8 protein-coding genes and 1 pseudogene are annotated in these 12,235 nt (G+C 39.1%); 7 read left to right on the forward strand and 2 right to left on the reverse strand.

The window, feature by feature from the left end; all coding sequences use genetic code 11:
* From CDG79_RS35695 to CDG79_RS35725, 6 genes and pseudogenes are all read left to right on the forward strand, one after another.
* Positions 1-350: ISAzo13-like element transposase-related protein (locus CDG79_RS35695; RefSeq protein ID WP_442946276.1), on the forward strand; the 350-nt coding region annotated here is incomplete at its 5' end.
* 655 nt (positions 351-1,005) lie between these two features.
* Positions 1,006-4,215 (forward strand): DEAD/DEAH box helicase, encoded by a 3,210-nt coding sequence (locus CDG79_RS35700; protein WP_094346328.1) that lies wholly within the window; start codon positions 1,006-1,008, stop codon positions 4,213-4,215.
* A gap of 5 nt (positions 4,216-4,220) precedes the next feature.
* A complete protein-coding gene (locus CDG79_RS35705) occupies positions 4,221-5,057 on the forward strand; it encodes an SWIM zinc finger family protein (RefSeq protein ID WP_094346329.1) in 837 nt (278 codons plus the stop codon).
* A 63-nt stretch (positions 5,058-5,120) separates the two neighbouring features.
* Complete coding sequence (locus CDG79_RS35710) at positions 5,121-7,364, forward strand: AAA family ATPase (RefSeq protein WP_223278546.1); 2,244 nt, start codon at positions 5,121-5,123, stop codon at positions 7,362-7,364.
* A gap of 170 nt (positions 7,365-7,534) precedes the next feature.
* A complete protein-coding gene (locus CDG79_RS44430) occupies positions 7,535-8,137 on the forward strand; it encodes a hypothetical protein (RefSeq protein WP_223278547.1) in 603 nt (200 codons plus the stop codon).
* A 119-nt stretch (positions 8,138-8,256) separates the two neighbouring features.
* Positions 8,257-9,312 (forward strand): annotated as a pseudogene (locus CDG79_RS35725) (J domain-containing protein).
* 48 nt (positions 9,313-9,360) lie between these two features.
* Here the strand turns inward: CDG79_RS35725 and CDG79_RS35730 are convergent.
* Entirely contained in the window at positions 9,361-9,741 is a 381-nt protein-coding gene (locus CDG79_RS35730) for a hypothetical protein (RefSeq protein ID WP_069074518.1), read from the reverse strand.
* A 167-nt stretch (positions 9,742-9,908) separates the two neighbouring features.
* On the opposite strand from CDG79_RS35730, the gene CDG79_RS35735 reads away from it, so the two are divergent.
* Positions 9,909-10,760, forward strand: coding sequence for an Rpn family recombination-promoting nuclease/putative transposase (locus CDG79_RS35735; RefSeq protein WP_094346331.1), 852 nt, complete (start codon positions 9,909-9,911; stop codon positions 10,758-10,760).
* Between the two features lie 172 nt (positions 10,761-10,932).
* Here the strand turns inward: CDG79_RS35735 and CDG79_RS35740 are convergent, their stop codons facing one another.
* On the reverse strand, positions 10,933-11,700 hold the full coding sequence (locus tag CDG79_RS35740) for a hypothetical protein (RefSeq protein WP_143855680.1): 768 nt from the start codon (positions 11,698-11,700) through the stop codon (positions 10,933-10,935).
* Between the last annotated feature and the right edge of the window lie 535 nt (positions 11,701-12,235).

The following is a 12,235-nucleotide window of genomic DNA, read 5'->3' on the forward strand; positions in this document are numbered from 1 at the left end:
TTGCCCACAAACATCAAGTAAACATACGTTTAGCTTACTACCCTCCATATCATAGTAAATATAATCCGATAGAAAGGACATGGGCAATACTAGAGAATCATTGGAATGGCAGCATTTTAGATGAAGTGGAGACGGCTTTAAAGTTTGCTAGTACTATGAAATGGAAAGGTGATCATCCAGTAGTTAAGCTAGTACACGAAACTTATGAGAATGGGGTAAAGCTTACAAAAAAAGCTATGGCTCAAATTGAAAAACAGATTGACAGGCTAACCGATTCTACTCATGAAGTTTTCCCAAATTTAGGTAATTGGTTTATTGATATTTATTGTAGTAAAACAAAAGTTATTTGATTTTAATAACAGCATTTATTTAGCTACAAAACATACTAATTTTACACTGTTTAACTTCAAAGCAGACTACAAGTGTATAGATTCTTCATGCATACATGAGGGGGAGAAAAGGGGTTGCCTCGGCAACCCCTTTTCTCCCCCCTTAAAATGATTATCATTCTTGAGAAAACCTGTCTCTTGTTTTTCTTGGAATAATTTATTCTTTGGAAGTCCCATTAAAGACTACGATGGACTACACGCACACCTTCAGCGCGTTAGCGGAATTCAGGATTTAACGGGCAGGGTCGCACTGGGCAGTAATACCGTTTCACTAAAATCATGAAACAGATGTAAACCCTGAAAGGGTTGCTATCTCTAAGTTTTTTCATTGCGTTAGCCTATTGCGAATTGCGAATTGGTATAACTTGAGGTAATCTCAAACATATCCTTTTCCAATATGCGATCGCTGACTGAGCATATTGGCAACGAGAATAGAAACTATTGCGCTGCCGAAAAATTTTTATTATCCCTGGTATCGCTCTTGACGCGTAAGTCTGGCGATCGCACGATAGCGTCATCGCTTTCTTTTGCATAAAGAAGATGATTCTAGCACCTCTGTTTGCTAAAGTAATTCTAAGGCGCGTGAATTTCCAAACAATCCAGAGGCATTATAACTATGAGAATACTTCATGGCACCTGGATACCAAACGAGGAAACTGACTTTATTCAGTCAGGGTCTTTTTACTTGTGGGTAGAAACTCAATTATCCCAAAAAAGTCACACTAATAGTCAACAAATTCATCCTGGACATTTGGGAGAATCCGAATTAATCACCTTTTTAGTACAGGAATTGGGAATTAAAGAACACAAGACTCAATTAAACCAACGCATATCTCCTAAATACTTTGCCTTACCAACCACCAATAATCAGCCCCTACCTTCACCAGAATTAACCAAGTATTTAGAAATTGAGTTGACTGACAGTTATGAAAAATTCCAATATTGGCAGATTGATTGTTATGAAACAGTAGTATCTACCAAAACGGAAACAGCACTGAATATTATCAAACTCCTCAAAGATATCCATTTTTTAGCAATATATAATGCGGAGAAGTTTCAAATTGGTTCAAATTTATTATTTTGGTATCATTACACTCAAAGTTTTAAGCAAGTAATTCTCAAAGACCAATTTATTCCTGCACTAAAATATCGACAGTTATCAACGGAAAATCCCCACAAAAAAGGCAAAAAAAAGATTCAGGAAGCAGCATTTGAAATTTATGCCACATGGGAAATTATTTCGCAACAATATGAAGCAAATATTCTGAAATATATTGACTATATGCCACTAATATGTGTGGCAGGTAAAGCAACAACTAGCAATCATATTGAGTTTTTTGATCGAGAAACACTATTGCGTCACTTTTCCGAATATGTACTTCACGATTTAGTGACTCACACCCCATCTACAGCCGCTTTTGACAAACAAATTGCTGATTCTCTAATTGAATCTTGCTTTTATCCTCGTCAGCATAACCCACTAACAACAAATACTGCACTCGTTGATTATCAGCAATGGTTGGTGTGGAAAACAAAAATAACCCGTACTCAAGCTGATTCACCTTTTCATCTGTGCTTCCAGTTACATTCTCCTGATAATGAACAAATAGACAATTGGCAAATTCAATTTCTAGTAGCGAGTAAACAAGATCCATCCTTGAAGTTAGCGTTAGCAGACTACTGGACAATGAATCAATTTACTAAAGCTGCTGTACATAAAGATTTTGGTAAAGATTTTGAAACAAATTTGCTGTTGAATCTGGGGTATGCAGCCAGGATGTATCCCAAACTCTGGCTTGGGTTGGAAACAGCGAGTCCAATCGCAATGCAACTTACTTTAGATGAAGCATTTGACTTCCTTCAAGAAAGTGCTTGGGTGTTAGAAGACTCAGGATTCAAAGTAATTGTACCTGCTTGGTATACTCCCACAGGTCGTCGCCGCGCCAAAATTCGCCTCAAAGCATCGGGTAGCAAACTTGCTGCAACGAAAGGGGAAACAAAAAGCTATTTCGGCTTAGACTCACTGGTGGAGTATCAGTATGAGTTAGCGATTGGGGAGCAAACTGTCACACCTATTGAATGGGAACAACTGATTAATGCTAAAACTCCCCTAGTGCATTTTCGCGGTCAATGGATGGAATTAGACCGGGATAAAATGCAGCAGTTACTCGAATTTTGGCAGTCCCACGGTAACGAACAACCCCAGATGACCTTACTGGAGTTTCTACAACGCAGTGCTGAATTGGGGTCAGAATGGGAAATTGAACATGATGAAGCTTTGTCAGAGATGATAGCAAAGCTACAAGATAAAAGTCGCCTAGAGCCAATTTCTGAACTTGATAATCTGCAAGGCACGCTCCGAGAATATCAAAAACGTGGTGTTTCCTGGTTACAATATCTGGAAGATTTGGGATTAAATGGCTGTTTGGCAGACGATATGGGTTTAGGTAAATCCGTGCAGGTGATTGCCCGATTAGTGCAAGAGAAAGAGTTACATGAAGCTCTGAAAGTAGGAGAAAAGATTACTTCTTTATCTGCCCTGCCTACATTATTAATTGCCCCTACTTCTGTTGTCGGCAACTGGCAGAAAGAAATTGCCAAATTTGCACCTCATTTAAAAACTATGGTGCATCATGGTAGCACTAGGCTGCAAAATCTAGCTGATTTCAAAGCTGCTTGTGAACAAAACGATGTGATAATTAGTTCTTTTACTTTAGTCCGCAAAGATGAAAAGTTATTGAGCAGCATCGAGTGGCAACGTTTAGTACTGGATGAGGCACAAAATATTAAAAATCCGAAAGCTGCCCAAACTAAAGCTATTTTAAAATTAAGAGCTAAACATCGGCTGGCATTAACAGGAACTCCTGTAGAAAACCGCTTACTGGATTTGTGGTCAATTTTTAACTTTCTCAATCCTGGTTACTTGGGTAAAGAAGCCCAGTTTCGGAAAATCTTCGAGATTCCGATTCAAAAAGACAATGACCATGTGAAATCTGCCACCTTGAAAAAACTGGTAGAACCTCTAATTCTGCGAAGGTTAAAAACTGACCAATCTATTATTAATGACTTGCCAGATAAAGTGGAACAAAAACTCTACACTAACCTGACCAAAGAGCAAGCATCGCTTTATGAAGTGGTGGTACTAGATGTAGAAAAACAATTGCAATCAGCAGAGGGAATTCAGCGCAAAGGATTGATTCTTTCAACCCTGATGAAATTGAAGCAGATTTGTAATCATCCAGCCCAATTTCTGCAAGATGGGAGCGATTTTTCACCACTGCGTTCGCACAAACTCAGTCGGTTAGCAGAGATGGTTGAGGAGGCAGTTGATGAAGGAGAAAGTTTACTCATTTTTAGTCAATTTACGGAAGTGGGTGAAAAGATTGAAAAACATCTCAAACATAGTCTGCATTGCAATACTTACTATTTGCATGGTGGCACTAGTCGCCCACGCCGAGAACAAATGATTACCGAATTTCAAGACCCAAATACAGAACCATCGGTTTTTATCCTTTCCTTGAAAGCAGGGGGCGTAGGTATCACCCTCACGAAAGCCAACCATGTCTTTCACTTTGACCGTTGGTGGAACCCAGCAGTTGAAGACCAAGCAACTGACCGGGCTTTCCGTATTGGTCAAAAAAAGAATGTCTTTGTGCATAAATTTGTTGCTATTGGGACTTTAGAAGAGAGAATTGACCAAATGATTGAAGATAAGAAAAAACTCTCTAATGCTGTTATTGGTAGCGATGAATCTTGGCTCACCGAATTAGATAATGAAGCCTTTAAGCAGTTGATTTCATTGAATAAGAGTGCAATCTTGGAGTAGATATTATGGCTAAATTTAGTCGAACTTGGTGGGGCGATCGCTTTATTCAAGCACTAGAAGCTTTTACAGATGATAACCGACTCAAAAGAGGATGGTCTTATGCTAGCGGTGGTAAAGTCAAAAGCTTTGAGATTGACTTAAATAAAATTACTGCCAAAGTCAGAGGCTCAGTTAATCCCTATTTTGGAGTCTACAAAGAACCAACTTATAATATAGAGATTCAGATTACACCTATTGCTAAAACCCATTGGAATGAAGCTATCCAAAAGCTTTCTTCTAAAGCCAGTATCATTTCTCGATTGCTGCTAAATGAAGTCCCAGAAAATATTGAAGATACTTTCTCTCATTTGGGACTACATTTATTGCCCCATAGTAGTAAGGATTTCAAAACTAAATGCTCTTGCCCAGATTATGCTAATCCCTGTAAGCACATTGCTGGAGTTTACTATTTAGTGGCTTCTCAATTAGATAATAATCCCTGGTTGTTATTTGAATTACGGGGATTATCGAAAGCAGAACTTCAAGCCAAATTAGCTGATTCTCCTTTGGGAAAAGCTCTATCTGAGGAATTGAGTACTAAGGAAATTCCTTTAGAACTTTCTAATTCGCTGTACTCTAAGCTAGAAAAGCAATCTCTTAACCAAATGCCAAATGCCAGAGAATTTTGGTTAGGTACAAAGCGATTACCACAAACTATTGAAGTGGCGACTCCAAGTAGTATCTGTGCAATTTTGATTAAGAAACAAGGGGATTTTCCTGATTTCTGGCACAATGATGCTTCCTTTATTGAAACAATGGAAGAACTGTATCAGCGAGTCAAAACCAAAAATCATCAGTTCTGATTTCAGCATAAAACAGGCTTTTCAGTCTCAGTATATTTTCAAAAATCAAATCGGAGTCCTAGTTTGGCAAAGAAAACTCCAGAAGGAACGATGGACTTATTTGACCAGCATCTTACAAAAATAACCGAAGAAGAAGCACCACTGGCGGCTCGGATGCGTCCCCGGACACTCGATCAATTTATTGGTCAAGAGCATATTATCGGACAAGGAAGACTACTGCGGCGTGCTATTAGTTTGGATCAACTGTCTTCCTTAATTTTTTCTGGGCCACCAGGGACTGGCAAAACTACTCTAGCCCGCGTTATTGCTAACACCACCCGCGCTCACTTCATCGCTATCAATGCTGTACTTTCAGGAGTCAAAGAAATTCGAGCGGCAATTGAAATAGCCCAACAACAGCGCAAGTTCCATAATCAACGAACTATTCTTTTTGTCGATGAAGTCCATCGTTTTAATAAGTCTCAGCAAGATGCTTTATTGCCTTGGGTAGAGAATGGTACAATCATTCTTATTGGTGCTACCACCGAAAATCCTTTTTTTGAAGTCAATAAAGCGCTTGTCAGCCGTTCGCGGATTTTTCAACTTCAGCAATTAACTGATAAAGATTTATACAAAATTGTTGAGCAAACACTAGCTGATTCTGAACGCGGTTATGGCAAGTTAACAGTACAAATTGACACAGATGCTTTAGCTCATCTAGTTCATGTTGCTAATGGTGATGCTCGTTCATTATTGAATGCTTTGCAACTAGCTGTAGAAACTACACCCCTCAATACTACAGGTGTTATTCATATTCCCCTAGCAGTGGCAGAAGAATCAATTCAACAACGTGCTGTTTTATACGACAAAGAAGGGGATGCCCATTTTGATACCATCAGTGCTTTTATTAAGAGCTTACGAGGTTCTGACCCAGATGCAGCACTCTATTGGCTGGCCAAAATGGTTTATGCCGGTGAAGACCCGCGCTTCATCTTCCGTCGGATGTTAATTCTTGCCAGTGAAGATGTTGGATTGGCTGACCCACAAGCAGTTGTCGTTACAAATGCTTGTGCTGAAGCTTTTGATCGCGTGGGAATGCCGGAAGGACGTTATCATTTGGCGCAGGCAGTACTTTATTTAGCGACTGCACCAAAATCCAATAGCATTATGGGCTTTTTTGATGCTTTAGCCGCAGTAGAAAATGAAAATGTTGCAGAAGTCCCCACTCACCTTAAAGATGCCAATCGCGATAAAAAAGGTTTTGGGCATGGGGCGGGTTATCTCTATCCTCACGCTTACCGAGATCATTGGGTAGAACAGCAATATTTACCCAAGAGCTTGCAAGGTCAATTGTTTTACCAACCATCAACCCAAGGTTATGAACACCAAATCGCAACACAAGTGGCGCGTCGTCGGGAAGCCCAACTTGCTGCAATAGTAGAAGGTATTGGTGTTGCACCAATAGAAGTCATGACTTATGGAACTGTTGACCGAGCAGATGAGCGCTGGTTACAACGTACACTTTCTCAGGTAAGTACACAATTAGCATCTGTGCGCGAGCGCATTTTCGCTTTCGCTCAATTACAACGTCATCACTTAGTATTGGATCTAAATGCCGCCACTGGCTTACTTACTTGGGAAGCAATCCGGCAAGTTCCTGAAGGTGGGGTTTATGCCTGTGTTCGCAATCGCTCTGATGCCAATGCTTTAGTAGAACTTGCTGCGGCACTTCCTGAAACAATGCGACCAATAGTTTTTATTGCATCTGTTGCACAGATACCTGCTATGCTGGCATCTCTTGCACCAAATGTACAGTTTGACTCTATTATCGGGCGCAATCTACTAGCCTCGGAATCGGATAAGGGACTTGCTGCTCAAATTTTAGGTCAATTGATCCCGCGCTCAGTCAAGCTTATTTTAGCTGAGACAGTACCTCGTCATACCCAAAGGTTTTACCACTTACTGCCCAGCCAAAATCTTGATGCTCAATTGTATAAGCGATTAGTTTTAGCGGAAGAAGCTATTTATACAGATACCTCTGACCCCATGCTTAACTGTGACGCTGATGATTTGCGTCACGCTTTTGCCTCAAATGGACACTGCGTACAAGTAGTTCTTCAGCAGTATTTGACACCTATGCACATCTCTGATAATTTTATCAAGCGTTTATTTACTGCTAATCCTAATCGACCAAGTTACGCAGATCGTCTAGCTGCTAATTTGACAAGTGAGGAAATAAATATTATTAAAAATTTATTTGTTCGTTACTTACTCAACCAATTCGTTAATTGGTCAAGCACTGTGGCATTTTTAAATATTAGCGCATGAACATAATAGGCTATCAAATCACAGTCATTTATAATTATGATTTTCACTCCTGCAATTACTCGGAAGTACGTCTTGATCAAGACGGAGAACTGAAGCTGAGGTAATATTTTTCCTTGCCTTCGCTTTATTTGTAGATGAGTATGAACTGTTCAAAAGGATTTTAGAGAATTATGCCAATTAAAAAACACATTAATCTGAATCTTGGAAGTTTTCTTAATACCGCAGATAAAAAGATAGTTGTCAATTTAGCTAGTGAAGATATTTTAACTTTAATCACGCAAGAGTTAAAAACTCGTTCCTCTCCAGAAACTCAAAAACAAGCCCTTGAAGGAAGTTCTCAGCTATTACCTGATTTTGTATTACAAGAATTATTAAAGCGCCAAGACCAGGTAGTAAACGTTAACCCCGATACCTTGATAGTGGTTAACTGTCAAATAGCAGAGGTAGAGGTCGATGACTTGGGATTTGATTTAAATGTCGAAGCATATTTTGTAATTGGAGATGCTAATGGTCAAAATCATTTTCGCGCTAATAGGATCGGACTTTGGTCAAATATATGGGGTGATGAAGAAAGACTGTTTGATTTAGAAGATGAACTAGGTGAGCAATTCTGGACAAATTATCAAATCCAATTGCTTTTTGATGAAAAAAATCAGCAAACAATCGAGCTAGAAATATCACTTACAGATGACTATGAAGCAAGATTACAATTTTACCCTTCTTTTCAAAAGTTTTTACCATCCATAGTTCCCTTTACGGATAATGACTTTTAAAATCCGCGATTAAACCAGAATACGCCTAGCAATTATGGCAGTCCAAGATGTGTCTTTTTTCGCATTCCCTAAGTAAGGCGACAGTTCTATTTTAAACTTTAAACTTACATACGTGTTTCATGCCTCGAAAAACTACAGTTCCATCGCAATCAATTAAAGTAACTCCGCTAGCTCTGTCTCAATTACATATCCGCTTAGAGTTTCTAGAAAAACAACATCAATCACTACTCAAACAGATCAAGAAAAAGCGCACAGAACTGAAGAACTTTGTCGAACAGATGCGTTCTTTTGGTGCGGAATTTCTTACTAAAGCTACTCCACTATTCCAAAGAATGGCTGAGTTAGATCGGGAAATTCATACTCTGTTTGATGAAATTTTTACTACTAGAAAGCTTGGTAAACAAACCCTCAAAAAGATAGAAGCAGTTTACTGGAATCTACAAGTGGCAGGAGTCATCAGTGTAAACCCCAATAGTAGACATTTAGATATAGAGTTAGACAAACCGTTTGATAATGAAGATGAAAATACAACTAGAGATTTTTCAGAGGAAACTACTTCAAAACACTATCAAAATTGGCAATCACAACAGCCTATAGAATCTCCCTCCGTAGCTAGAACAGATGAGCAAAGAAAAATTCGTCAAACATTTCTGAAGTTGGCTGAAATCTTTCACCCTGACAAAGCTAGAGACAGCGAAACACAGAAATATCATACAGAAATCATGAAAGAAATCAATAAAGCTTACCAAGACGGGGATTTAGCAAGACTTCTTGAAATTGAGCGAAGTCAACAAGCTGGATAAATTATTGATAACAATAGCGAAGATGATTTAACTTGTCGATGCCGAACTCTAGAACAACAAAATCAAATTCTCCTCACTCAATACGAAAAGTTAAAGCAGGAACTGCGTTTGACAAAAAATACTCCCGAAGGAACGATGGTTGCTGATTCTCGAAAAGCTGCTAAAAAAGGTATTGACGCTATGACTGATATGGTAGAAACAATTGACAATCAAATTAACGTCGTTTCTGAGATTCGGGATTTTGTTAAAGGCTTTAAAGAAAAGAAAATCACTATTCAAGAATTTCTTGATGGCCCAGTTTCTTTGCGCTCCACGGACGAGTCAATTATGGAAGATATTCTTGAGCAAATGTTGTCCGAGTTAATGAGATAGTAGTTTAATTATTATTGAATAATATTTGAGAATCCTAACGTAACAGGATTATTCAAAAACTCCTGCTCTTTCAATAATAAACCATTCATGATATAAAACTGCTAAAAAAAATTCCTCTCCCTTCAAGCGATCGCATACCGCCATAAATCCAGAGAAAAAAGGATCATCTTCATAGGTAGTATCAGACAGAAAAACAGTTACAGAGTTGTTATCTATACTCCAGATACACCGAATTATGGTGATATTAGGATGATGTGATTTATCTACAGGTAATAATATCGGGCATCCTTGAACTGACAAAAAGTCTGGCTGTTCATATCTGAGAACTGATTCCCAATCCTCTGCCCCTTCATGTTTCTCAATAATCCTATCCCATCTAACTGCCTTAATTTTTTCTAGGCTTTCTGCTGATAAGTCTGATAATTTCATAGCTTGTATCTCATGAAGTCTGTTTTAATAGCTAATATACATAAATCAGATTATCATCTCTTTATTCTAGTGGATTGCAGAGATATTTAGTATATGCGATACTGAGCTTTAGTAAAAATGTTAACCTGAAAATAAAATGATTGTTATGAAAGTTAAAGATAAATATTATGATTGACCACGACCGCCTTTTCAAAGAATTATTATCTACGTTTTTTATTGATTTTCTTGATTTGTTTCTACCTCAACTAGCCAGCCAAATAGATCGTAATTCCATCCAGCTTTTACCCCAAGAAGTATTTAATGATGTCACTTCTGGCGAAAAGAAGGAAATTGATTTACTGGCGCAGGTGCGTTATCAACAGCAAGATACTTGTTTTCTAATTCATGTTGAAAACCAGTCTTACACTGAAACAGCCTTTGCAAAGCGGATGTTTAAATATTTTGCGCGCCTACATGAAAAGTATGATTTACCGATTTACCCAGTTGTAATTTTTTCTTTTGATGAACCAAAACGCGCCGAACCCCAAAATTATCGCGTCACCTTTGGAGATTTAAAAGTGCTGGAATTTCAGTTTGTAGCAATCCAGTTGAATCGTTTAAGTTGGCGCGATTTTCTCACGCAGCCAAATCCGGTGGCGGCAGCATTAATGTCAAAGATGAATATTTCCAAGCAAGAACGTCCACAGGTGAAGGCGGAATGTTTGCGGCTGCTGGCGACCTTAAAATTAGACCCAGCAAGGATGCAACTAATTTCTGGGTTCGTTGATACGTATTTGAGGCTCGACGATACTGAGAAACAGGTCTTTCAAGCGGCAATCAGTACAATGGGATTACATGAACAGGAGGAAATTATGGAGATTGTTACAAGTTGGCAACAGGAAGGCGCTCAAAAAACAAGAGAAGAGATTGCATTAAATTTACTCAAAAGAGGAATGATTGTGCAAGAAATCTCACAAGTCACGGGTTTAAGTCTTGAACAAGTTCAGCAGTTACAAGCTCTTCTTTCTCAAGAAAATTAATGTCAGTTGTACAGATGGGTGAACAAGAAAATGAGTGCGATTACCCTGACAACGAATCGCACCCAAAATCTTATTCAAACCACAACAGAATTAACAGACTTTTTATAGGAAAAACCCCAGTAAGGGCAAAAGCGAATTTTAACAGACTTAATCGGTTCATTACAGCACAAAGTTACTCTTCCTCATCCTCATAATCTGCATAATCTGCATAGTCTTGACCGTGTTTTTCGTACCACAAACGTTCTTGCTCTTGAGCCGCCTCTCGCTGTATCCTTTTCCGTTCTGCCATCTCTGCTTCTAGGCGTTCTTGCGCTAATTTCTCCTTCTCAATTCTTTCTTTCAAAAGCCTTTTCCGCTCTTGGGTTTCTTGCTCTACCCTCTCCCTCTCAAGTCTGATTAATCGCTGCTCGATTCGCCAACAGTAAAAATCTAATGCTTTACCCGTCGCGGCTCCGGTAACTGCACCACCGACTAGAAAAATGAGTCCGGTTTTCCAGCCCTCAATCGGGCCACCGCTCCACTGCAAACTTTTTTGATTGAACCACACCAGCACAGAAAAGACAGAAATTCCAACTACCGTATTGATCAGAGCAAAAATTCTCGGTGTTATTTCAGTCTGGCGGAGAATTAGCCATTGCCCCAGCCAAAGTATTGCGCTAAAAATCACCGCAGCGATCCCGCTCATAACCAAATGATCTGGATATCTGAACGGATCTAGCACCATATTAATAATTAATGGTATAAATATCAGCGCACAGAGCAAAAAGCCAATTAATAAGCCAGCAACACTTATCAGGCTCCAGTAGCGACCGAGATAACCAAGGCGGAATTCCAATATCCACTCTTGTACGGGGAGCATTGTAATGTAAAACGCGATTCCTGCACTGACGTAATCGAGCATTGGCAGTTGTTTTACCTTTGTATTTAGCATATCTGGCATAGTAGGGTATCCGCCGTGATATGTGCAAAATGGGACACGTTGTAAAGTTTGCTAAAGTTTATTATCAAAAGCCTTGATTTACCGTTGTTTCAGCCTCGACCTCAACTTGACTATTCAAATGAAAACATTCCCTAAAAGAGTCATTTATGGGCAAGTGTTAAGGACAAAAAGGGGTGAAAGCTCCCTCTGAAAAATCACCACTCAACGCCAGCGATCGCTACCCTCGACATATCTACCTTGCCTTTATCTGTAGGTGTATATCATAAAGCTAGCTATTTGGCAAGATATTTGTTATAGTTATTTACATGAACAATGATTTAGACTTCAAATCTCCTGATTTTTTGCTCAAAGGTCGGTTTCTTGCTTCTTTACGTGCTGCTGCAAGTCGTTTTTCCTTTCAAGCTCCTAACTGGAGTTTAGACTAAGCCATGCAAAAAGACCCAGCAGGGCTGAGTTAATCAGAGACTTAGCAAAAGTATGAATAATCTTAGGTATTAAACAGCAACTGATGGTTCTTTGCGTGGTGGTGTTACTG

This window comes from Nostoc sp. 'Peltigera membranacea cyanobiont' 232 (assembly GCF_002245985.1).
Classification (GTDB): domain Bacteria; phylum Cyanobacteriota; class Cyanobacteriia; order Cyanobacteriales; family Nostocaceae; genus Nostoc.